The sequence below is a fragment of the Clavibacter sp. GW821-FHT01D01 genome (assembly GCF_059422605.1).
The window spans coordinates 149,477-172,592 of sequence record NZ_JBWKXC010000007.1; the positions used below are offsets into that span (position 1 = coordinate 149,477).

A 23,116-nucleotide genomic window follows, 5' to 3' on the forward strand; every position below is an offset into this window, starting at 1 on the left:
GCGCCCCCCCTCCCCAGCGGCACCCGTCCGGCCTAACGTGGAGGGATGAGCGACCTCGACGACGATGCCTTCAGCGCCCTGGCCGATTCCCTCGCCGACTCCGACGTGCTCGACGTGCTCGCGGACCTCGTGCGCGCGAGCACGCGGCACACATCCGCGACCGAGGGCGGGATCGTGCTCGTCGACGCGGGCGGCGACCTCCACGTCGTCGCGTCCACGAGCGAGCGCGCGGCGGACGTGGAGGAGGCGCAGCTCGGCGCCCTCGAGGGCCCGGCGCTCGACTGCGTGCGCGGCGGCGAGCCCATCGAGGTCCCCGAGATCGCGGAACGCGCCGACGCCTGGCCGCGCTTCTCGCGGCTCGCCGCCGAGGGCGGCTTCCGGGCCGCGTACGCCACGCCCATGCGCCTGCGCGGACGGACCCTCGGGTCGCTCTGCCTCTTCGCCCCCGAGCCCGGGCCGCTCAGCGACCGGGACGCGGCGCTCGTGCAGACGCTGGCGGACCTCGCCACCCTGAGCGTGCTGCAGCAGCACGCGCTCGACCGCAGCAACGCGCTCGGCGACCAGCTGCAGCTGGCGCTCGACAGCCGGGTCGTGATCGAGCAGGCGAAGGGGGCCATCGCGCAGCGCATGGGCATCACGGTCGACGAGGCCTTCACGGTGCTGCGGCGGCAGGCGCGGTCGACGTCCCGGCGCCTGCGCGACGTGGCGGCGGAGGTCCTCCGCGCGGAGGGGCGCACGGGCTGATCCGCCTCGCCCGGAGCATGCGCGGAAGATCCAATATCCTATAGGATCTGTTAATCACGACCGCGTGCTCGACGAGGAGGACTTGACGGATGACCCGGCTCTGGAACGACCCCGCGGACTTCGCCGACGACATGACGGCGGGCTTCGTGCGCGCCAACGGCCGGTGGGTCCGGCGGGTGCACGGCGGCGTCTCCCGCTCCACCCGCGCGGCCGAGCCCGAGGTGGCGGTCGTCATCGGCGGCGGCTCGGGCCACTACCCCGCGTTCGGCGGGCTGGTCGGCCCCGGGCTCGCGCACGGCGCCGCCATGGGCAACCTCTTCGCCTCGCCCTCCGCGCACCAGGTGGAGTCTGTGATCCGCTCCAGCGACCAGGGCCGCGGCGCGCTCCTCCTCTACGGCAACTACGCGGGCGACGTGCTCCACTTCGACGACGCGCAGGAGCGGGTGCGGCGTGACGGGATCGACTGCCGCACGGTCGTCGTGACGGACGACATCTTCAGCGCCGGCCCCGACGAGCAGGAGCGGCGCCGCGGCATCGCGGGCGACCTCACCGTATTCAAGGCGGCCGGCGCGGCCTCCGCCGCGGGCTACGACCTCGACGGCGCCGAGCGCATCGCCCGGCACGCCAACGCGCGCACCCGGTCCATGGGCGTCGCCTTCACGGGCTGCACCCTGCCCGGGGCGGACGAGCCGCTGTTCTCCGTGCCGGAGGGGCGCATGGCGATCGGGCTCGGGATCCACGGCGAGCCCGGCATCGACGAGACCGACATCCCCTCCGCCGACGGCCTCGCCGAGCTCTTCGTGCGGCACCTGCTCGCCGAGGCCGAGGTCCCCGACGGGGTCGAGGTGCGGGGCGCGCGGGTGGTCCCCGTCCTCAACGGCCTGGGATCGGTGAAGAACGAGGAGCTGTACGTGGTCTTCACGCGGGTCGCGGACCTGCTGGAGGAGGCGGGCATCACCCTCGTCGACCCGCAGGTCGGCGAGTTCTGCACCAGCTTCGACATGGCGGGCGCCTCGCTCACGCTGTTCTGGCTCGACGAGGAGCTCGAGCGGCTGTGGACCGCGCCCGCGGACACCCCGGCCTTCCGCAGCGGCGCGTTCGACGGATCGGCGCTGCAGCCCGTCGACGCGCGCGAGGACGACGAGGTCGACGCCGCCATCCCCGACGCCACCGACGCGTCCCGCGCGGCCGCCGTCCGGGTCGCCGCGGCGCTCGACGCCGCGCACCGGGTCGTCGCCGAGCACGCCGACGAGCTCGGCCGCCTCGACGCGGTCGCGGGCGACGGCGACCACGGCATCGGCATGCTGCGCGGATCCCGCGCCGCCGCCGAGCGCGCGGCGTCGGCCCTGGCGGCGGGCGCCGGTGCCCGCACGGTCCTCCGCCTCGCGGGCGACGCCTGGTCCGACAAGGGCGGCGGCACGTCCGGCGCGCTGTGGGGGCTCATCCTGCAGGCGGTCGGCGACGCCCTCGACGACGCGGACGCGGATCCCGTCACCGCACCGGCCGTGGCGGCCGGCGTCGGCGCCGCGCGCCACGCCGTCATGGGCCACGGCAAGGCCGCGCTCGGCGACAAGACCATGGTCGACGCGCTCGTGCCGTTCGCCGAGGTGCTCGCGGAGCGCGTCGGATCCGGCGCCCCGCTCGCCGACGCCTGGGCCGACGCGAGCGCCGCCGCCCAGGAGGCCGCCGACGCGACCGCCGCGCTCCGGGCCGGCATGGGACGCGCCCGCTCGCACGGCGAGCGCTCGGTGGGCGCGGCGGACCCGGGCGCCGTCTCGCTCGCGCTCATCACCGCGGCCGTCGGCCGCACCCTCGCCGACCGGTGAGGGACCCCAGCAGGAGGAGGACATCATGACCAGGACCTGGCGCATCGTCGTCGGCGCGGACGACGCCGGCTACGACCACAAGGAGGCCCTCAAGGCGGACCTCGAGGCGAGCGGGCTCGTCGCCTCGGTGGTCGACGTGGGCGTCGACGCCGACGGCCACACGAACTACCCCACCGTCGCGACCACGGCGGCCGAGATGGTCGCGCGCGGCGAGGCCGACCGCGCGCTGCTGATCTGCGGTACGGGCCTCGGCATGGCCATCGCGGCGAACAAGGTGGCCGGGATCCGCGCCGTCACCGCGCACGACGGCTTCTCGGTGGAGCGCAGCGTGCTCTCCAACGACGCGCAGGTGCTGTGCATGGGCCAGCGGGTCGTCGGGCTGGAGCTCGCCCGGCGGAACGTCCGCGAGTGGCTGACGTACGAGTTCGACACGACGAGCGCGTCGGCCGACAAGGTCGACGAGATCCGCGCGTACGAGGCCGGGTAGCCGCATGGGCGCGCCCCGGACCCCGGCCGTGGTCGGCGTGAGCCTCAAGATGTACCTCGGCCACGCCGCCACCCTCGAGTGGTGCGCGGCCGTGGCCGGGCTGGCGCGCGCGCATCCGGCGGTCACGGGCGGGCAGGCGGAGCTCGTGGTGCTGCCGTCGTACCTGGCGGTGCCGGAGGCGGGGCGGATCCTCCGGGGCGTCGCCGCCGTGGGCGCGCAGGACCTCGCCGCGGAGGACGCGGGCGCGTTCACGGGCGAGGTGTCGGGCGGGCAGATCCGGGAGGTCGGCGGCGCCTTCGTGGAGGTCGGCCACGCCGAGCGGCGGCGCCTCTTCGGGGAGACCGACGAGGTCGTCCGGCGGAAGGCCGACGCGGCGCTCCGGAACGCCCTGGTCCCGGTCCTCTGCATCGGCGAGGAGGAGCGGCAGGACGCCGGCGACGCCGCGCGGGAGTGCGCGCGGCAGCTCGACGACGCGCTGTCGCTCGCGCGCGATGCGGGGCACGGCGGCCGGGTCGTCGTCGCCTACGAGCCGCACTGGGCGATCGGCGCCGCCGAGCCCGCCTCCGACGCGCACATCCGCGAGGTGTGCCGCGGGCTCCGCGCGCACGTCCGCGCGCTGCCCGCGCATCCGGGATCGTCGGTCATCTACGGCGGGAGCGCCGGGCCCGGGCTCCTCACCCGCATCGGCGACGACGTCGACGGGCTCTTCCTCGGCCGGTCCGCGCACGATCCGCGGGCCCTCGCGGCCGTGCTCGACGAGGTGCACGCGCGCGCCGGGGCCGGCACGGCGGCGGATCCCGCCGGCTGACGGCAGACTGTCCTGGTGACCACCGGCCTCCCCCTCGACGCGACCTCGATGACCGCGCGCCAGGGGCTGCGCGACCGCGTCTACGACCTCGTCCTCGACATGCTGATGGGATCGGCGCTGGAGCCCGGCTCCCGGCTCGCCATCGACCAGATCGCGCGGGACCTGCACGTCTCCCCCACGCCCGTCCGCGAGGCGCTCGTGCAGCTGGAGCGCACGGGGCTGGTCGCCCGCGAGGCGCACAAGGGCTACCGGGTCGCGCCGCCCCTCGCCGGGGACCAGCTGGAGGCGCTGTTCGACGCGCGCCTCGTGCTCGAGGGCGGGGCGGCGGGGCTGGCCGCCCAGGACCCGGCGCGCCTCGTCCCCGCGCTCGAGGAGGCCCTCGCGGCCCATGAGGAGACCACCCGCCGGGTGCGCACGGCAGCGGGGGACGGCGACATGCCCGTTGGCCTCATCCGCGAGTACTTCGTCGTCGACTGGGACTTCCACCACCGCATCTTCGAGGCGACCGGCAACCCGTTCCTCCTCGACATGTCGGAGTCCATCTCCACCCGCGTGCACCGCATGCGGCAGACGATGCGCACCGGCGTCCACGACGCCGACGACGCGGTGCACGAGCACCGGGCGATCATCGACGCGGTCGCCGAGGGCCCGGACGCTGCCGCCGCCGCGATGCGCGCGCACATCGAGCGGGTGCGCGAGCGCTCGCGGCGCGACGCGGCGGACGCGTCGAGCACGGCCAGCGCCTAGCCGGACTACTCGCGAGATCCACCGTAGCGATCGGTCAGCATCCGCTGTATGGTCAGCGGATGCTGACCATCGCCTCCCGCGTCGACGTGATGAACCGGCTCGGCCGCGCCATGGCCGACCCGACCCGCTCCCGCATCCTGCTCTCCCTGCTGCAGGGGCCCGGGTACCCCAGCCTCCTGGCCCGCGAGCTCGGGCTCACCCGCTCGAACGTGTCGAACCACCTCACTTGCCTCCGCGGCTGCGGGATCGTCGTCGCGGTGCCCGAGGGCCGGTCGACCCGCTACGAGATCACCGACGCGCACCTCGCCCGGGCCCTCGGCGCGCTCGTGGACGTGGTGCTCGCGGTCGACGACGGCGCCCCCTGCGCCGACGCCGACTGCGACGTGCCGCTCTGCTGCGAGCCCGGCGCGTGAGCGCGCTCCTCGCGCCCGCGGGTCCGGCCCCCGCCCGGCGCGCGCTGCTGCGGCGCCGCATCCGGTGGATCGTCGCGGGCACCATCGCCTACAACGTCGTCGAGGCGGTCGTCGCGATCTCCGCCGGCACCATCGCCTCCTCCACGGCGCTCGTCGGCTTCGGCCTCGACTCGATCGTGGAGGTGCTGTCGGCCGCCGCGGTGGCGTGGCAGTTCGCCGCCCCCGACCCGGAGGAGCGCGAGCGCGTCGCCCTCCGCGTCATCGCGGTCTCCTTCTTCGGACTCGCCGCGTTCGTGAGCGTCGACGCCGTCCTCGCCCTCACGGGCATCCGCGAGCCCGAGCACTCCCCCGTCGGCATCGTGCTCGCCGCGGTCAGCCTCGCGGTGATGCCTTTTCTCAGCCTGCTCGAGCGCCGCACCGGGACCGAGCTCGGCTCCGCGTCGGCGATCGCGGACTCGAAGCAGACGCTGATCTGCAGCTACCTTTCCGCCGCGGTGCTCCTCGGGCTCGTCCTGAACCTCGCCCTCGGGTGGACCTGGGCCGATCCCGTCGCCGGGCTCGTGATCGTGGTCTTCGCCGTCCGCGAGGGCCTCGAAGCCTGGCGCGGCGAGGCCTGCACGACGCCCGTGTCCGCCCTCACCGGCGAACGCGAGGTCGCGGCCTGCGACTGCTGCTGAGCGGCTGCTGCTGAGGACCGCTGCTGGGCGTCAGCCGACGGGCGCCGGGCCGAGCTCGTCCATGAGCTGCTTGATGGCCACGTACGCCTTGTTGCGGTACGCCACGAGCGCCGCGGTGCGCTCGCTCGGCACGTCGAGGTACCCGGATCCCGTCTTCGTGCCGTACTCGCCCGCGTCCACGTGCGCCTGCAGCGACGCCGGCGTCGCGAAGCGCTCCGGCCAGCGCGTCTGCAGCGACGCGTAGCAGAACGCGTACACGTCGAGGCCGGCCATGTCCGCGATCGCGAACGGCCCGAACACCGGCAGGCGGAAGCCGAACGTCGTGCGGACGATCGTGTCGATGTCCTCGGGGGTCGCGATGCCCTCCTCCACGATCTGCGTCGCCTCGTGGAAGAGCGCGTACTGCAGCCGGTTGAGCACGAAGCCGGTGCTGTCGGTGACGCGCGCGGTCTCCTTGCCGGTGGCCGCGACGATCGCCTCCGCCATGCGGACGGCGGACTCGTCCGTGCCCGCGTGCGGGATGAGCTCGACGCCCGGGATGAACGGCGCGGGGTTCGAGAAGTGCACGCCGAGGAACCGCTCCGGGTTGGTCACGGCCTCCGCGAGCGAGCCGATGAGGATGGTGGAGGTGTTCGACCCGATGACGGCGTCGGGGCGCGCCGCCGCCGAGATGCGCCGGAGCGTCGCGTGCTTGATCTCGAGCTTCTCGGGCACCGCCTCCTCGATGAAGTCGGCGCCGGCGACGGCCTCCTCGATGGACGCGGCGGGCGTCACGGCCGCGGCGATGCGCTCCACGGCGTCGGGCGGGAACAGCCCGTCCGCGACGAAGCGGCCGGCCTCCTCCAGCAGGCGGGCGTGGTTGGCGACCGCGATCTCCTCCGAGATGTCGGCGATGCGGACGCGCGCGCCCGCGAGCGCGAGCACCTGCGCGATGCCGCCGCCCATGTAGCCGGATCCGACGATGGCGATCTCCCGGGCGACGCCGCCCGTGCTGTCCTGTGCGGTCATGACGACCCCTCCTGTCCTCGTGCGCCCTGCGGGAGCAGGGTGCGGATGTAGTCCCGGTTCTCCGCGCAGACGCCGAGGCTGTCGCCGCCGTACTGCTCGGTGAGGATGATCCCGTCGAAGCCGAGCTCGACCGCGTCGCGGATCACCTGCCGGTAGTCGATGAGGCCGGACCTCATGGTGGTGGGCACGCTGGTGGCCCAGCTGCCGTCGGCCGCCTCGTCGCGCATGTAGTTCTTCACGTGCCAGTAGTTCGCGTACGGCAGCGTCTTCGCGTACAGCTCGCGCCAGCTCTCGACGGGCCGGTGCAGGCGGATGAGGTTCGCCACGTCGGGGTTGAGGCCGACGTTGTCGAGGCCGATCTCTTGCACGAGGCGCACGGCGCTGTCGGCGGTGCCGAGGTAGGTGTCCTCGTACATCTCGAGCGCCATGCGGAGGCCGAGGTCGGCGGCGTGCCGGCCGAGCTCGCGGAGGCGGGTGACGGCGGCGTCCCACACCTCGGGGTCGTCGGGGTCCTTCGGGCCCTCCGCGGTCCAGAACCACAGCGCCTTCCGCTGCGCGTCGCTGAACGGCTGGTGGAGGCCCGTGGAGAAGACCTCCATGCCCATCTCGGCGATCGCATCGATCGTGCGGTGCGCGTACGCGAGGTTCCGCTCCTCGTGGCCCGGCATGATCACGCTCTGCCGCTGCAGGTGCACCGACGGGATGCCCACGCCGTGCGCGCGGGCGACGGCGAGGAGCTCGTCCCGGCGGGCGGGGGTCAGGTCGGCGGGCCGGATGTGGCTGTCGGCGAGCTCGGCGAGGGTGAAGCCCTCCCGCGCGATGTCGGCGAACATGCGGTCCCACACGGCGGCGTCCGCGTCGTGGAGGGCCGTGCCGTCGCGGCCCACGGTCGCGAACGCGTGCAGGCACGTGGCGATGGGCCAGTCCTCGGCGGTGAACGCGGGGGCGGGCGCGCTCCCCGTGGCGGGGGCGGCCCCGGATGCGGGGTTCGCGGGTGTGTCCGGCATGCTGCTCCATCGCGGTCGTCGGTCCCGGATGCCCGGGGTCAAGATCCTATAGGAAATAGCATCCTGACGACCAGGGCCCGCGCCCGCGCCCGGACCCGTCCTCGCGTCAGCCGAGCAGCGGCCGCTGCGCCTTCCGCCTCTCCACGTACTCCGCGTGCGCGGCCCGCGTCGACGGCATCTCGGAGACGCCGGGCACCGGCACGTCCCACCAGCCCTCGCCGTCGGGCCCGTAGACGAGCGGGTCGCTCTCCACGTGGATCACCGTGGTGCGGTCCGACGCCTTCGCGCGTCGCACCGCGTCGCCGAGGTCCCGCGTCGCGTCGGGGCCGGGCGCGACCTCGATCACGTCGACGCCGTAGCTGCGGGCGTTGGCCGCGAGGTCGACGGGGAGGGGCTCCCGCCCCTCGAAGTTCCGGGCGGCCGGGTCGAGCGACCGGTACCGCGTGCCGAAGCGCTCCGTCCCGACCGTCTCGGAGAGGTGCCCGATGGACGCGTAGCCGTGGTTCTGGATCACGACGACGATGATCTTCAGCCCCTCGGCCACCGCGGTCACGAGCTCCGTGTGCAGCATGAGGTACGAGCCGTCGCCGACCATGACGATCACGTCGCGGTCGTCGCCGAGCGCCTCCGCGCCGCGCTTCACGCCGAGCCCGCCCGGGATCTCGTAGCCCATGCACGAGAACGCGTACTCCACGTGGTAGCCGAGCGGGTCGCGCACCCGCCAGAGCTTGTGGAGGTCGCCGGGGAGGGAGCCGGCGGCCTGCACGACGACGTCGCGCGGGTCGCTCGCGGCCTGCACGGCGCCGATGATCTCCGGCTGACCGGGGAGCGTGCCGCCCGTGGGCGCGAGCGCGCGGTCGACGGCGGCGTCCCACTCGCGCTTCTCGCGGGCGATGCGGTCGGCGTACGCGGCGTCCACGCGCGTGCCGGCGAGCGCCGCGATGAGCGCCTCCAGCGCCTCGCGCGCGTCGGCGACGACGGGCAGCTGCGTGCCGTGCTTGTAGGCGTCGAAGGGCGCCACGTTGACGTTCACGAAGGTCACGTCCGGGCGCTGGAACGCCGTGCGGCTCGCGGTGGTGAAGTCGGAGTAGCGCGTGCCGATGCCGATGACGACGTCCGCCTCGGCGGCGAGTCGGTTCGCGGCCGTGGATCCGGTGGCGCCGATGCCGCCCAGGTACTGCGGGTGGTCCCAGACGAGGGCGCCGCCGCCCGCCTGCGTCGTGGCGACGGGGATGCCCGTCTGCTCGGCGAAGCGGAGGAGGGCGCCCTCGGCCGCGCTGTAGATCACGCCGCCGCCCGCGACGATGAGCGGCGTGCGGGCGTCGCGCACGGCCTGCACGGCGCGGGCGAGCGGCCCGCGCTCCGGCACCGGGCGGCGCAGGTGCCACTCGCGCGGCGCGAGGAACGCGTCCGGCACGTCGAGGGCCTCCGCCTGCACGTCCTCCGGGAGCGCGATGGTGACGGCGCCCGTCTCGGCGGGGTCGGTGAGCACGCGCATGGCGGCGAGCGCGATCGAGTACAGCTGCTCGGGCCGCTGCACGCGGTCGAAGAAGCGCGACAGCGGGCGGAACGCGTCGTTCACGGTGATCCCGATGTCGTGGGGCAGCTCGAGCTGCTGAAGCACCGGATCCGCCACGCGCGTCGCGAAGGTGTCGCTCGGCAGGAGCAGCGCGGGCAGGCGGTTGGCGGTCGCGAGGGCGGCCCCGGTGAGCATGTTGGCGGCGCCGGGGCCCACGGACGCGGCGCTCGCGTACGTCGCGAGGCGGCGGTGCATGCGCGCGAAGCCGACGGACTGGTGCACCATCGCCTGCTCGTTGCGGGCCTGGTGGTACGGCATGAGGTCCGGGTCCTGGGCGTTCGCCTGCATGAGCGCCTGCCCGATGCCGGCGACGTTGCCGTGGCCGAAGATCCCGAAGACGCCGGGGATGGTGCGCTCGCGGTGGTCGCCGTCGACCGTCCACTGCGCCGCGAGGAACGCGACGAGCGCCTGGCTGACGGTCATGCGGGTGGTGGGCTCGGTCATCGGGTGGGTGCTTCCTGGTCGGGGTCGGATGCGGGCGCGGCGGCCTCGGGCAGCGCGGCCTCGGGCGCGGCGGCCTCGGGGTCGGCGGCGAACGGCAGGCGCGGGTCGATGCCCTGCCCCTCCCACGTGCCGCGGATCCAGCCGTGCGCCGGGTGGTCGGTGATGAGCCAGGCGCGGTCGGCGCCCGGCCCCGCCATGACGTTGAGGTAGTAGAGGTCGTAGCCGGGCGCCGCGACCGCGGGCCCGTGGTAGCCGAACGGCACGAGCGCGACGTCGCCCGTGCGCACGACCGCGTCGATCGCGATGTCGCCCGCGGGCGAGGAGGACGTGTGGAACAGGCCGAACGGATCCGCCTCCGCGGGCGCCGGGAGGCCCCGGCCGACCTCGGACTCGAAGTAGTAGATCTCCTCCAGCCGGGACTCGACGCCGGGCCGCTCCTCGTCGTGCTTGTGCGCGGGGTAGCTCGACCAGTTCTCGGCGGGCGTCAGGACCTCGCAGACGATGAGCCGCTCGGCGTCGAGGGACCCGGGGGTGCCGGGGGTGCCGAAGTTGTGCACCTGGCGGCTCGACCGGCCGGCGCCGCGGAGCTCGACGGACACGTCCTCGCGGGCGATGCGGCGGGTCGGCACGTGCCGGGTGGCGGGCGACTCGGCGACGGCGACGCGGCCGGATCCCGTGAGCACCGCGCTCGACGCGCACGACAGGTACAGCACGTCGGTGGGGCCGGCGAACACCGACGCGCGGCCCTCGAGGTCCGCGACCCGCTCCTCGCCGTCGCCCTCCCGGTGCCGCACGGCGAAGGACCCCGCGAGCGGCACGACCATGCGCTCGACGCTGGACGCGGGCAGCTCGAGCTGGTCGCCGTCGCCGAGCACCGCGACCCGGAGGCCCGTGTGCTCCCAGCCGGGGAGCGATCCGTCGACCACGCTCTCCCAGCCGTCCCGGCCGATGCTGCCGCGCGGGTGCAGCCACGCCTCGTTCGTCGTCATGCTCGTCTCCGTCGTCGTCGTCGGGTGCCGGCCGTGCAGCGGGCGGTGGTGCGGGTCAGTTCTGCGGGAAGCCGAGGTCGACGCCGCCGTGGGACGGGTCGAGCCAGCGGCTCGTGATCGCCTTCTGCTGGGTGAAGAAGCGCACGCCCTCCGCGCCGTGGGCCTTGGTGTCGCCGAACAGGCTCGACCGCCAGCCGCCGAACGAGAAGGTGGCGACGGGCACGGGGATGGGCACGTTGATCCCGATCATGCCGACCTGCACCTCGTTCTGGAAGCGGCGCGCGGCGCCGCCGTCGTTGGTGAAGATCGCCGTGCCGTTGCCGAACGCGCCGGCGTTGATGAGGGCCACGCCCTCCTCGTAGGTGCGCACCCGGACGACGCCGAGCACGGGCCCGAAGATCTCCTCCGTGTACGCCCGCGAGCTCGTCGGCAGCGCGTCGATGAGGGTCGGGCCGAGCCAGAAGCCGTCGGCCTCGCCGTCGACCTCGATGCCGCGGCCGTCGACGACGATCCGGGCGCCGTCCTCCTCGGCGATGCCGATGTAGGAGGCCACCTTGTCGCGGTGCGCCTCGGTCACGAGCGGGCCCATGTCGCAGCCGCGGCGGCCGTCGCCCACGCGGAGCCCCGACATGCGGGAGGAGATGCGCTCGAGGAGCGCGTCCGCGACGGGCTCGACCGCGACGACCACGGAGATCGCCATGCAGCGCTCCCCCGCCGACCCGAAGCCCGCGTTGACGGCGGAGTCGGCCACCAGGTCGAGGTCCGCGTCCGGCAGCACGAGCATGTGGTTCTTCGCACCTCCCAGCGCCTGCACGCGCTTGCCGTGCCTGGTGCCCGTCTCGTACACGTACTGCGCGATGGGTGTGGACCCCACGAACGAGATCGCCCGCACGTCGGGGTGCGTGAGCAGCCCGTCCACGGCCTCCTTGTCGCCGTTCAGCACCGTGAACACGCCGTCCGGCAGGCCCGCGCGCTTCCACAGCTCCGCGATCCAGATGGCCGCGCTCGGGTCCTTCTCGCTGGGCTTCAGCACCACGGTGTTGCCGGCGGCGATCGCGATGGGGAAGAACCACATCGGCACCATCGCCGGGAAGTTGAACGGCGAGATGACGCCGACCACGCCGAGCGGCTGCTTCGTGGAGTACACGTCGACGCCCGTGGAGACCTGCTCCGAGTACTCGCCCTTGAGGTGGTGCGCGAGGCCGGTCGCGAACTCCACGACCTCCTGCCCGCGCGTGATCTCCCCCAGCGCGTCGCTCACGACCTTGCCGTGCTCCGACGTGATGATCTCCGCCAGCTCGCCCTTCTCGGCCTCCAGCAGCTCGCGGAAGCGGAACAGGATCGCCTGCCGCTTCGCGAGCGAGAGGTCGCGCCAGGCCGGGAACGCGGCGTGCGCGGACGCGATGGCGCGCGCGATCTCGTCGCCGTCCGCGAGCGCGACCTCCTTCGTCACGACGCCGCGTGCGGGGTCGTAGACGGGCGCGGTGCGGCCGGAGGTCGAGGGCGATCGCGCGCCGTCGATCCAGTGCGGGACGACGGGGAGCGGGGCGGTGTCGGTCATCGTTTCCTCTGGCGTTCTCAGGTGGCGGAGCGGGTGCGGATGCGGGTGCGGGAGCCGTGCGGGTGTCTCAGGAGCGCGGACGCGAGCGGCCGTGCACGAGAGCGACGGCCTGGTCGACGGCGCGCGCGACGTCGCCGTCGGCGGGGTGGATGAGCGTGCGGCCGACCACGAGACCGCGGACGCCGGGCAGGTCGAGCGCGGCCTCCCACGACGACCAGGTGTCCTCGCCGCTGCCCTGCGGGTCGCCGCCGAGCAGCAGCGTGGGCAGCGTGGTGGCGGCCATGACGCGGGCCATGTCGTCGACGACGGGCAGCTTCATCCACGTGCGGGCGGAGGAGGAGCCGAGGCCCGACGCGATGGCGATGGACGTGATGACGGCGTCGGGCGACAGGTCGTTGACGATCCGGCCCTCGTGCCAGGCGCTCAGGAACGGCTCGAGCATGATCGGCAGGCCGGCGCGCACGGCGGCGTCGACCGCGCGGGCGTTCGCCTCGAGGGTGGGAGCGGTGCCGGCGTCGCCGAGGTTCACGCGCACGAGGGTCTTCGCGAAGTCGAGGCCGTCGCGCACGATGCCGTCCACGTCGTAGGCGGTGAAGCGGTCGTCCATCTCGAAGACGGCGCCGCGGAGGCCGCCGCGGTTCATGGACCCGACGACCACCTTGTCGTCGAGGAGCCCGAGGAGCGCGAGGTCGTCGACGATGTCGGGCGTGCCGAGCACGCCGTCGACGCCGTCGCGCGTGAGGGCGGTGGCGAGCCCCGCGAGGAGCTCGTAGCGGTCGGCGAGGGCCATCGGCTCGTCGCCGACGCCGAGCGCCCCGCGAGCCGGGTGGTCGGCCGCGACGATGAGGAGGCGGCCGTCGTCGCGGAGCAGGGGACGGCGCGCTCGGCCGGCGAGCGCCCGGGCGACGGCGCCGGGATCCGTGGCGCGCACGTCGCGCAGGGCCTGGAACGCGGCCGGCAGGTCGCCCGCGCGGAGCGCCTCGGCGGGCGCGGCGACGGCGGCGGCGCGCGCGGCGTCGACGGCGGTCATCGGATGCCCTCGAGCACCGCGTCGACCTCGGCCGTGGTGGGCATGGCCGTGGAGCACTCGCGGCGGGACGCGACGAGGGCACCCGCGACGTTGGCGAAGCGCAGGATCCGCTCCAGGTCCCAGCCCGCGAGCAGCCCGTGCACGAGCGCGCCGCCGAAGCCGTCGCCCGCGCCGAGCCCGTTGACGACCTCGACCGGGTACGGCGGCACCTCCACGGTCTCCTCCCGGGTGCGGGCGAGCACGCCCTTGGGTCCCTGCTTCACGATGGCGAGCTCGACGCCGCGCTCGAGCAGGGCGTCGGCGGCGCGCAGGGGATCCGTCTCCCCCACCGCGATCTCGCACTCCTCGCGGTTGCCGACGGCCACGGTCACCTGCTCGAGCGCGCGGCCGACCTCGCGGGTCGCGTCCGCGGGCGACGACCAGAACATCGGCCGGTAGTCGAGGTCGAGCACCGTGAGCGGGCGGCGACCGCGGGCGGCCCACGCGGCGTGGTGGGCGGTGCGGCTCGGGTCCTCGCTGAGGCCCGTGACGGTGGACCAGTGGACGCGGGCGTCGCGGATGGCGTCCAGGTCGAGCGCGTCGGCCTCGATGCAGAGGTCGGGCGCCTTCGGGCGGCGGTAGAAGTAGAGCGGGAAGTCGTCCGGCGGGAAGATCTCGCAGAAGGTGACGGGCGTGGGCAGGTCCTCGACCGGGGTCACGTACGCGGCGTAGACGCCGAGGCGCTCGAGCTCGCGCGTCACGTACCGGCCGAACGGGTCGTCGCCCACGCGGGAGACGAGCGCGGCGGACCGGCCGTGGCGGGCGGCGGCGACGGCCACGTTGGCGGCGCTCCCGCCGAGGTACTTGCCGAAGGTCTCCACGTCCTCGAGGCCCACGCCGTCCTGCAGCGGGTAGAGGTCGACGCCCACGCGGCCGAGGGCGATGAGGTCGTGGACCGTGGTCGGTGCAGGGCTCATGGCGGCGCTGCTTTCTCTCCGGCGGTGGAGGGCGAGGGGCGGATGCTGCGGTCCCTTCAACGTAGCGCATGTTCTGACATGTGCACATGGACGGATCCGCTCCGACCGCCGCGCCCGCGGATGGCGGCCGCGCCTCAGCGCAGCGGCAGGTGCATCACGTGCAGGCCCACGAGCCCCTCCTGGGCGTCGTCGAACGCCTCGGGGACCGTGCCGACGATCCGGAATCCGAGCGACTCCCACAGGTGCACGGCCGCGTGGTTGGTCTCCACGACCGCGGTGAACTGGATCGCGCGGTAGCCCTCGTCGCGCGCCCACGCGATGACGTGCTCGCCGAGGGCGCGGCCGACGCCGCGGCCGGAGTGCGCCGGATCCACGAGGAACGACCCCGTGGCCACATGCGCGCCGCGGCCGGGGCGGTTGGGGGCGCCCTTCGCGGATCCGAGGACCGTGCCGTCGTCGTCCACCGCCACGAAGGTGCGACCGGGCGCCTGGGCCATCCAGTTCGGGCGCGCCTCCTCGAGCGACTGGCCGGCGGGCAGCGCGTAGGTGCGCCCGGCGTCGACGACCGCCCGGTAGAAGGGGTGGATCAGGGACCAGTCGGCGTCGACGGCGGGGCGGATCAGCATGCGGTCGAGGCTATTCCCCCGCGTGCAGACCGCGCAGCCCGCCCACGACGACGGCCGCCCCACCCGCGAGGGGTGGGACGGCCGTCGTCGTGGTCGTGCGTGAGCGCTAGGCGCGTGCGAGGTCCGCGATGACGCGGTCCCCGGCGGCGGCCATGACCGTCGTCGCCTTGATCTCGGCGCGACCCAGGAGGTCGTCCATGCGACGGCGGCGGGCCTTCGTGATCAGCGTCACGACGGTGCCCTGCTTGCCCGCGCGACCCGTGCGGCCGGCGCGGTGGAGGTAGCTCTTGTACTCGTCCGGCGCGTCGGCCTGGATGACCAGCCCGATGTCGTCCACGTGGATGCCGCGGGCGGCGACGTCGGTGGCGACGAGCACGCGGACCTTGCCGCTCGTGAGCAGCTGCAGGTTGCGCGTGCGGCGCGCCTGGTTGAGGTCGCCGTGGAGCGACGTGGCGGGGATGCCGGCGTCCTCCAGCTGGTCGGCGAGCTGCTCGGCGAACGCGCGGGTGCGGGCGAAGATCAGCGTCTTGCCCTCGCCGGAGCTCAGCTGCTCGATGATCGCGGCCTTGTCGCGCTGCTCGATGAGGAGCACGCGGTGGTCGATGGTCGACGACGCCTGGTCCTCGCCCGCGACCTCGTGGACGCTGGGCGACGGCAGGAACTCGTTCACGAGCGTCGCGACGCCCTTGTCGAGCGTGGCCGAGAACAGGAGGCGCTGGCCGTCGGGCTTCACCTGGCGGAGGATCCGCTGCACGGGCTCGAGGAAGCCGAGGTCGCACATGTGGTCGGCCTCGTCGAGGACGGTCACGACGATCTCGGAGAGGTCGAGGCGGCCCTGGTCGATGAGGTCCTCGAGGCGCCCGGGGGTCGCGATGAGGATGTCGACGCCGCGCTGCAGCGCACCGACCTGCTTGAACTGCGGCACGCCGCCGAAGATCGTGGTGGTGAACAGGCCCACCGAGCGGGCGATGGGCTGCACCGTGCGGTCGATCTGCATGGCGAGCTCGCGCGTCGGGGCGAGGATCAGCGCGCGGGGCTTGCGGCCCATCTTGCGGTTCTTCGCGCCGTCGTTCTCGAGCAGGCGCTCCACGAGCGGGGCGCCGAACGCGATGGTCTTGCCGGATCCGGTGCGGCCTCGGCCGAGCACGTCGCGACCCGCGAGCACGTCGGGGATCGTGGCGGCCTGGATCGGGAACGGGCTCGCCGCGCCCAGCTCCTCGAGCACGCGGACGATGTTCTGGCCGAGGCCGAGGGCGGCGAAGGTCACGCCGTCGACGTCCTTGGCCGTGGTGGCCTGGGCCTCGAGGCGCTCGAGCACGACGTCCTCGGCGGGCGCGTGGCGAGGGGCGCCCTCGCGCGTCGGGTAGAAGTCGCTGTCGCGCTTCGGGCGCGCGTCGTCGTAGGACGGGCGCTCGGACCGCTGCGGACGGTCGCCGTACGAGGGGCGCTCGGACCGCTGCGGACGGTCGCCGTACGAGGGGCGCTCGGACCGCTGCGGACGGTCGCCGTACGACGGGCGCTCGGAGCGAGCCGGGCGGTCGTCGTACGCCGGGCGCTCGGCACGGGCCGGACGGTCGTTGTACGACGGGCGCTCGGCGCGGTCGTTGTACGCCGGGCGCTCGGCGCGGGCCGGGCGGTCGTTGTACGCGGGACGCTCTGACCGCTGGGCGCGGTCGCCGTACGAGGGACGCTCGGCACGGTCGTTGTACGACGGACGCTCCGACCGCTGCGGGCGGTCGTTGCCGTAGGACGGACGCTCGGACCGCTGCGGGCGGTCGTTGCCGTAGGAGGGACGCTCGGAGCGCTCGCCGCCGCGGGCGGGACGCTCGTTGCCGTAGGACGGGCGCTCGGAGCGCTGGCCGCGCTCGGCACCGTAGGAGGGACGCTCGCTGCGCTGGCCGCGGTCGGCGCCGCCGCCGTACGAGGGGCGCTCGCCGCGCTGCGGGCGGGCGTCGCCGCGCTCGGGGCGCTGGCCGGCGCGGTTGGGGCGGTCGCCGTACGCGGGACGCTCGCCACGGCCGGCGGGACGCTCGGCGCGGGGCTCCCAGTTGGGGCGGTCGCCGCCGCGCGCGGGACGGGCGGCGCCGCCGCGCTGGGGGCGGTCGTCCTGGCCGGAGCGCTGGGCGCGCTCGTCGGCGTTCCAGCGCTGCTTCTTGGGCGCGGGATCGGAGTTGTAGCCGCGGTGGTTCGGGCTGCGCGATCCGGACGAGGCGCGCTTCGCGCCGCGCGGGGAGTCGTTGTTGTAGGGCATGAGGGATTCCTCGTTCTGCTCGAGTGCATGACAATGCTCATTCGAAGCAGCGCGCTACAGGATCAGGGTGCGCAGAGCTGCTCTCAACCCGGGCAGTCGTCGACCGGGGGCCGTGTCATCGCGTGACGTACCCCTCTGCGGAACGAGAGGGGGAGACCGGCCCACCTGACTGACAAATCCATCCGCCCGGATGGATGGTCCGGTAGCGGTGTCAAGAGCCGACTGGACGACACTACCGGATCCGGCCGCCCCGCACCAGGGCCCCGGTCACTGATCCGCGATCTCGACCACCTCGGCAGCGCTCAGCTCGACGTCGCGCGCCGCCGTGTTCTCCTCCAGGTGCGCGACGCTGCCCGTCCCGGGGATCGCCAACGTGACCGGCGAGCACGCGATCAGCCAGGCCAGGGCGACCTGGGATGCGGTGATGCCGCGGGACGCTGCGATGCGGCGCACCACCTCGCCCCCCACGTCCACCATGCCGCCGCTCAACGGGAAGAAGGGGACGAACGCGATGCCCGCCTCCTCGCACATCCGGAGGAGGGCGGCGTCCTCCGGGCCGTCGGTGCGGTACGTGTTCTGGACCGCCACGACCGGCGCGATGGCACGCGCCTCCGCGACGTGCTGCGCGTCGACGTTGCTGAGGGCGAGATGCCGGATGAGGCCCTCCTCGCGCAACGCGGCGAGCGCCGCGAACCGCTCGCCGATCGACTCGCCCCGTGGCGGCCGCATCGCGCCCACCCGAAGGTGCACCACGTCGAGCCGTGGCACGTCGAGCTCGCGGAGGTTCTGCTCGACCTGGGCCCGCAGGCCGCTCGCGGGAGCGTGGAGGTCGACCGTGCCGTCGGGTCGCCGGGAGGGCCCGACCTTCGTCGCGATCACGAGCCCGTCGGGATAGGGGTGCAGGGCCTCGCGGATGAGCCCGTTCGCACTCAGGGAACCGTCGTCGCTGACGTAGAAGGCCGCGGTGTCGATGAGGTCGATGTCGAGCTCGACGGCACGGCGCAGGACGCTGCGGCTCGTCTCCGCGTCGCGAGCGGGGCCGGTGAAGCCGTCGGCAGCCAGTCGCATCGCGCCGAACGCGATGCGGTTGACGGGCAGGTCGCCGCCGAGGAGGAAGGGGGTTGCGGTCATGGGGTGCTCCGGGGTCGGGGTGGTCGGTCGCGGCGATGCGCCGCGCGGGGAGGGAGGGGTGGACGGGGCGCGGCGGGACGCCGCGCGGGTGGACGGATCAGCGGCCGCTGATCACCGCGTCGCGACGCACCCACGTCGCCTCCTGGGCCTCCTGCAGGAGGAACGCGGCGACATCGTCCCGGCTGATGGTGGGGTTGCCGCGCATGGGCAGCCGCTCCCCCACCACGAAGGCCCCGTCACCGGGAGAGTGCGTGAGCGCCGTGGGGTAGACGAGGGACCAGTCGAGGGCGCTCCCGCGGATGATCCGCTCGGACGCGGCCTTGTCCGCGTACAGGTCGCGGAGGAAGGTCCGGTAGAAGGCCTTCTGCAGGAGGCTCGCATCCCGGTAGGTCGCGCCGACCCCGAACGACGACAGCCAGACGAGCCGCCGCACGCCGGCGTCGCGCGCTCCGTCGACGACCGCGCGGGCCGCGCGGGTGAAGAGGCCCTCGGACCTCATGGACGTCCCGCGACCGAGGGCGGAGACGATGACGTCGACACCCTCCGCGGCGGCGGCCACGTCGTCCCGCGACGTCGCGTCGCCGGTGACCACGTCGAGCCGATCCGCGAGCTCCGCGACCGCCTCCGGACGTCGGACGAGCACGGTGACGTCGACGCCGTCCGCGAGCGCCCGTCGGAGGAGGTGCCGGCCCGTGGGTCCGGTCGCGCCGAGCACGAGGATCTTCATGGGGTGCCTTCCGTCCAGATGCGGACACCTGTCCGCTTCTTGAGAAGGTAACGGACAACTGTCCGCCATGCAAGTGCTCCCCCGCCGAGGCGCAGGGACGTGCCGCCGCTCCGCCCTATGCGCGCTCCCCGCCGTCTCCCGACGGGTCATCCGCGCCGCTCGCCGCCGCACCGGTCGCTGCCGCACCGTGGGCCGCGGCACCGTCGGCCGATGCACCGGCCGCGAGCCCCGCCATGATCACGTCGAAGAGGATCTCCGCACGCTCTCGCCAGTCGCCCTCGGCATCGAGGTCCCAGATGCCGGCGATCATCAGGAGGAGGTCGTCCACCGCGACGTCCGTACGCACGGCGCCCACCGCGCGGTTGGCCTCGAGCAGTCGCTCCACCACGTTCCGCACCGCCCCGTAGCCCGGCCGCGACGATCCGCCCGTCTTCGCGCTGACGCGCTTCATGGCACCGCCGAGCCCCGCCTTCGCCATCGCGAACTCGGCGAGGGACGTCAGCCAGCGGCGCAGCGCGACGGCGGGGGGCTGCGTCGCGAGCAGACCCTCCGCCGCCTCGACGATCTGGTCGACCTCGCGGTGGTACAGCTCCAGGACGAGGGACTCGCGGTCGGGGAAGTTCCGGTACAGGGTCCCCTGGCCCACTCCCGCCCGCTTGCCGATGACGCTGAGGGCGACGTCGGGGTCACGGGACAGCTCCGCCATCGCCGCCTCCAGGATGCGGTCGCGGTTGATGCGGGCGTCGGAACGGGTCCGCCGACCGAGCGGCTCGTCCTGCATCCGGCACCTCGTCCCCCCGGGGATCCCGGCGCACGCGGACGGTGGTCCGCTCCGGCAGACTACTCGGCGGCAGCCCCCGCCGGCAGCCCGCGCTCGGCCCGGCGCCGCTCGCCGCGGGCCTTCAATCGGAGCCCCCCGCGCTCCACGACCGAGTACAGCGACGGCAGCACCAGCAGGGTCAGCACGGTCGACGACAGGAGCCCGCCGATCACGACGATCGCGAGCGGCTGCGAGATGAACCCGCCGTGCCCGGTCAGGCCGATCGCGAGCGGCAGCAGCGCGAAGATCGTCGCGAGCGCCGTCATCAGGATGGGCCGGAGCCGTCGGCCGGCGCCCTGGAGGACCGCCTCGCGGAGGTCCATCCCGCGCGTCCGGTACTGGTTCACGAGGTCGATCAGCACGATGGCGTTGGTCACCACGATGCCCACCAGCATGAGCAGGCCGATGATCGACGCGACGCCGAGCGGGATCCCCGTCACGACCTGCAGCAGCACGGCCCCGGTCGCCGCGAACGGCACCGAGACGAGCAGGACGAGCGGCTGCACGAGGCTCCGGAACGTCGCCACCATGATGATGTAGACGATCAGGATCGCGGCCAGCACCGCGAGCCCCAGCTGCCCGAACGCGTCGGACTGCTGCGACGCGACGCCGCCGAGGGACGCCTGCGCGCCCGCCGGGAGCTGCACGTCGGCGACGGCCTGCGAGACCTCGGACGAGGCGAAGCCGACGTCGTCGCTGCCGGGCGTCGCGCTCACGGTCGCGCTGCGGAAGCCGCCCGTGGTGGTGACGGACGCCGGCCCGTCGGCGACCTCGACGGTCGCGAGGTCGCTGAGCGGTACCGGCCCGCGGACGGTGGGGATCGGGAAGTCGCGGAGCCCCTGCAGGCTCTGGGCGGCGTCCGGGTCCTGGATGTAGATCGACAGCGTCTCCTCGTCGATCACGACCTGCCCGACCGCGGCCGGCAGGCGGCTGGCCGTGACGATGCCGCCGACAGCCTGCTCGCTGAGCCCGGCCTCGGCGGCCTTCGCCCGGTCCACGTCGATCGCGATGTACGGCTGCGTCTCGGAGAGGTTGCTGGTGGCCTGCTCGATGGACGGGATGTCCTGCACGGCGGCGAGGACCGCGTCCGCCGAGGCCTTCAGGTCGTCCGAGTCGTTCGCCGTGATCTCCACCTCGATGTCGCTGGAGGAGAAGCCGCCGGACGCGGCGGCGAGGGAGACGTCGCCCACGTCGGAGAGCCCGTCGACGGCGGTGCGCACGCGGTCCTGGATGGCCTCCTGGTCGGCGTCCGGGTCGGTCGTGAGGGAGAACGTGATCCCGCCTCCCCCGCCGAACGCGGAGGTCAGCGACGTGCTGTCCGAGCCGATGGAGGTCTGCACGGTCTCGACGCCCTCGACGCCGATGAGCGCCTGCTCCACCTGCGTGGCGGCGGTGTCCTGCGCCTCGAGGCTCGTGTCGCTCGGCAGCTCCTGCGAGACGGTGAGGGTGTTCTGGCCGCTGTCGCCGAGGAAGTTGGTCTTCATGCTCGGGATGAGCGCGACCGTGCCGCCGAGCACCAGGATCGCGAGCACCAGGGTGACCGCGGAGTGCTTCAGGGTCCAGGCGAGGATCGGCAGGTAGCCGCGCTGCAGGCGCGTGGGCTTCCCGATGCCCTCGCCCTCGTCGTACGCCGCGTGGGTCCCGCGCGCCGGCCGGTCGGCCAGCTCCCGGTCGTCGACGGGGCCGGCGACGGCGGCGTGCGCGCCCGTGCGGACCGCGCCCTGGGGCGCGGTGGCCGATGCGGCCGCGGCCGCGGCGGCCTTCCGACGTGCCCGGCGGGACTCGCCCTCCGGCCGGAGGAACCAGTACGCGAGCACCGGCACGATCGTGAGCGACACGAACAGCGAGGCCGCGAGCGCGATGGTGACGGTGAGCGCGAACGGCCGGAACAGCTCGCCCGTGATGTCGCCGACGAGCGCGATCGGCAGGAACACGGCGACGGTCGTGGCGGTGGAGGCGGTGACCGCGCCCGCGACCTCCCGCACCGCGGCGCGGATGGCGTCGAGGCGGTCGGGCGTGAACGAGAGGTGCCGCTTGATGTTCTCGATCACGACGATCGAGTCGTCCACCACGCGCCCGACGGCGATGGTGAGCGCGCCGAGCGTGATGATGTTGAGGGTGTAGCCGGACGCGAGCATCCCGATGAACGTGATGAGCACGGAGGCCGGGATCGAGATCGCGGTCACGATGGTCGACCGGATCGACAGCAGGAACACCAGGATCACGAGCACCGCGAACACGAGGCCGAGGAGGCCCTCCGTGGTCAGGCTCGAGATGGACTGCTCGATGAAGGGCGCCTGGTCGAAGACGACCGTGAAGCGGGTGCCGTTCCCGAGGTCCTCGGCCAGCTGCGGCAGGAGCGCGGTCACGAGCTGGGACACGTCGACCGTGTTGCCGGCGGGCGTCTTCGTGACGGCGATCGTGAGCGACGGCTCCCCGTCGACCCGGGAGATGCCGGTCGTGGGGTCCTGGCCGAGCTCGACCGTGGCGACGTCGCCGATCGTCAGCTGGCGTCCGCCCGCGGCGCCGAGCAGCGGCAGGGAGGCGAGGTCCTCGGTGGATCCGAGGCGCGTGCCCGACTGCACGGAGAGGGTGGTGCCGTCCTCGGTGACGGCGCCGGCGGGCAGGAGCGAGCCGTTGGCGTCGAGCGCGTCGCGGATGGCCTGGTTCGAGAGGCCGGCTGCCTGCACCTCGGCGGGATCCGGCGTGATGACCACGCGCTGCCCGACCGTACCGAGCAGGCTCGCGTCGCGCACGCCGGCGAGCTTCCGGATGTCCGCCAGCGTCGAGCGCTCGAGCGCGGCCGTCAGCTCCTGCGGGCTGAGGTCGCTCGTGACGGCGATCTGGATCACCGGCAGGTCGTCGATGCTGCCCGCGATGACGACCGGGTCGATGCCGTCCGGCAGCGTCGTGCGGATCCGGTTGATGGCCTGGTCGATCTTCTGCTCGGCCGTCGCGAGGTCGGTCCCGTAGGTGAACGACGCGGAGATCACGGACGAGTCCGTGCGGGAGGTGGCCGTGGAGGACTCGAGCCCGGGGACGGCCTGGATCGCGCGCTCGATGGGCGTCGACACGTCGGTGTCGACGACCGCGGGCGAGGCGCCCGGGTAGGCCGTGACGACCGCGAGCTGCGGGAACGACACCGACGGGATGAGCTCCTGCTTGAGGGTCGTCAGCGCGATGCCGCCGAACACCCCGATGACGATCGTGATGAGCGCGATCAGCGCCCGGTTGCGGAGGCTGAAGACGGAGAGGAGATGCAGGGGGTGCTCCTTGTGCGATGCG

Annotated in this window: 20 protein-coding genes; 7 read left to right on the plus strand and 13 right to left on the minus strand. The window is 74.0% G+C overall.

Going from position 1 to position 23,116, the window contains the following annotated elements; all coding sequences use genetic code 11:
- Positions 1-45 precede the first annotated feature (45 nt).
- From AC07VC_RS11055 to AC07VC_RS11085, 7 genes are all read left to right on the plus strand, one after another.
- Complete coding sequence (locus AC07VC_RS11055) at positions 46-744, plus strand: ANTAR domain-containing protein (protein ID WP_494675243.1); 699 nt, start codon at positions 46-48, stop codon at positions 742-744.
- 89 nt (positions 745-833) lie between these two features.
- Positions 834-2,570 carry a dihydroxyacetone kinase family protein gene (locus AC07VC_RS11060; protein WP_494675242.1) on the plus strand — a complete coding sequence of 579 codons (1,737 nt, stop codon included), beginning with the start codon at positions 834-836 and terminating at the stop codon, positions 2,568-2,570.
- A 25-nt stretch (positions 2,571-2,595) separates the two neighbouring features.
- Positions 2,596-3,057 carry a ribose-5-phosphate isomerase gene (locus tag AC07VC_RS11065; protein ID WP_094115210.1) on the plus strand — a complete coding sequence of 154 codons (462 nt, stop codon included), beginning with the start codon at positions 2,596-2,598 and terminating at the stop codon, positions 3,055-3,057.
- 4 nt (positions 3,058-3,061) lie between these two features.
- A complete protein-coding gene (locus AC07VC_RS11070) occupies positions 3,062-3,865 on the plus strand; it encodes a triose-phosphate isomerase family protein (protein WP_494675241.1) in 804 nt (267 codons plus the stop codon).
- 15 nt (positions 3,866-3,880) lie between these two features.
- A complete protein-coding gene (locus AC07VC_RS11075) occupies positions 3,881-4,612 on the plus strand; it encodes a GntR family transcriptional regulator (RefSeq protein ID WP_494675240.1) in 732 nt (243 codons plus the stop codon).
- A gap of 59 nt (positions 4,613-4,671) precedes the next feature.
- Positions 4,672-5,025 (plus strand): Cd(II)/Pb(II)-sensing metalloregulatory transcriptional regulator CmtR, encoded by a 354-nt coding sequence (gene cmtR / locus AC07VC_RS11080; RefSeq protein WP_317230246.1) that lies wholly within the window; start codon positions 4,672-4,674, stop codon positions 5,023-5,025.
- On the plus strand, positions 5,022-5,702 hold the full coding sequence (locus AC07VC_RS11085; RefSeq protein ID WP_494675239.1) for a cation efflux transmembrane domain-containing protein: 681 nt from the start codon (positions 5,022-5,024) through the stop codon (positions 5,700-5,702). The genes cmtR and AC07VC_RS11085 overlap by 4 nt, the downstream gene beginning before the upstream one ends.
- A gap of 30 nt (positions 5,703-5,732) precedes the next feature.
- Here AC07VC_RS11085 and AC07VC_RS11090 read toward each other — a convergent pair whose 3' ends face one another.
- From AC07VC_RS11090 to AC07VC_RS11150, 13 genes are all read right to left on the minus strand, one after another.
- Positions 5,733-6,710, minus strand: a complete 978-nt coding sequence (locus AC07VC_RS11090) for a 3-hydroxyacyl-CoA dehydrogenase family protein (protein WP_494675238.1) — start codon at positions 6,708-6,710, stop codon at positions 5,733-5,735.
- Complete coding sequence (locus AC07VC_RS11095; RefSeq protein ID WP_494675237.1) at positions 6,707-7,717, minus strand: sugar phosphate isomerase/epimerase family protein; 1,011 nt, start codon at positions 7,715-7,717, stop codon at positions 6,707-6,709. Before AC07VC_RS11095 ends, AC07VC_RS11090 begins: the two co-directional genes overlap by 4 nt.
- 106 nt (positions 7,718-7,823) lie before the next feature.
- Entirely contained in the window at positions 7,824-9,740 is a 1,917-nt protein-coding gene (gene iolD, locus AC07VC_RS11100) for a 3D-(3,5/4)-trihydroxycyclohexane-1,2-dione acylhydrolase (decyclizing) (protein WP_494675236.1), read from the minus strand.
- The gene (gene iolB / locus AC07VC_RS11105; RefSeq protein ID WP_494675235.1) at positions 9,737-10,729 is read right to left on the minus strand and encodes a 5-deoxy-glucuronate isomerase; all 993 of its coding nucleotides are present in this window, start codon (positions 10,727-10,729) and stop codon (positions 9,737-9,739) included. The genes iolD and iolB overlap by 4 nt, the downstream gene beginning before the upstream one ends.
- A gap of 55 nt (positions 10,730-10,784) precedes the next feature.
- Complete coding sequence (locus AC07VC_RS11110; protein ID WP_494675234.1) at positions 10,785-12,290, minus strand: CoA-acylating methylmalonate-semialdehyde dehydrogenase; 1,506 nt, start codon at positions 12,288-12,290, stop codon at positions 10,785-10,787.
- A gap of 67 nt (positions 12,291-12,357) precedes the next feature.
- Complete coding sequence (locus AC07VC_RS11115) at positions 12,358-13,320, minus strand: class I fructose-bisphosphate aldolase (RefSeq protein ID WP_494675233.1); 963 nt, start codon at positions 13,318-13,320, stop codon at positions 12,358-12,360.
- Positions 13,317-14,276, minus strand: coding sequence for a 5-dehydro-2-deoxygluconokinase (gene iolC, locus AC07VC_RS11120; protein ID WP_494675232.1), 960 nt, complete (start codon positions 14,274-14,276; stop codon positions 13,317-13,319). The genes AC07VC_RS11115 and iolC overlap by 4 nt, the downstream gene beginning before the upstream one ends.
- A gap of 134 nt (positions 14,277-14,410) precedes the next feature.
- On the minus strand, positions 14,411-14,902 hold the full coding sequence (locus AC07VC_RS11125) for a GNAT family N-acetyltransferase (protein ID WP_317231090.1): 492 nt from the start codon (positions 14,900-14,902) through the stop codon (positions 14,411-14,413).
- A gap of 106 nt (positions 14,903-15,008) precedes the next feature.
- Positions 15,009-17,153, minus strand: a complete 2,145-nt coding sequence (locus tag AC07VC_RS11130; protein WP_494724463.1) for a DEAD/DEAH box helicase — start codon at positions 17,151-17,153, stop codon at positions 15,009-15,011.
- 267 nt (positions 17,154-17,420) lie between these two features.
- Complete coding sequence (locus AC07VC_RS11135; protein WP_317230464.1) at positions 17,421-18,284, minus strand: aldo/keto reductase; 864 nt, start codon at positions 18,282-18,284, stop codon at positions 17,421-17,423.
- Positions 18,285-18,381: 97 nt separating this feature from the next.
- The gene (locus AC07VC_RS11140; RefSeq protein WP_494675230.1) at positions 18,382-19,011 is read right to left on the minus strand and encodes an NAD(P)-dependent oxidoreductase; all 630 of its coding nucleotides are present in this window, start codon (positions 19,009-19,011) and stop codon (positions 18,382-18,384) included.
- A 115-nt stretch (positions 19,012-19,126) separates the two neighbouring features.
- Positions 19,127-19,792 (minus strand): TetR/AcrR family transcriptional regulator, encoded by a 666-nt coding sequence (locus tag AC07VC_RS11145; protein ID WP_494675229.1) that lies wholly within the window; start codon positions 19,790-19,792, stop codon positions 19,127-19,129.
- A 59-nt stretch (positions 19,793-19,851) separates the two neighbouring features.
- On the minus strand, positions 19,852-23,094 hold the full coding sequence (locus AC07VC_RS11150; RefSeq protein ID WP_494676547.1) for an efflux RND transporter permease subunit: 3,243 nt from the start codon (positions 23,092-23,094) through the stop codon (positions 19,852-19,854).
- Positions 23,095-23,116 lie beyond the last annotated feature (22 nt).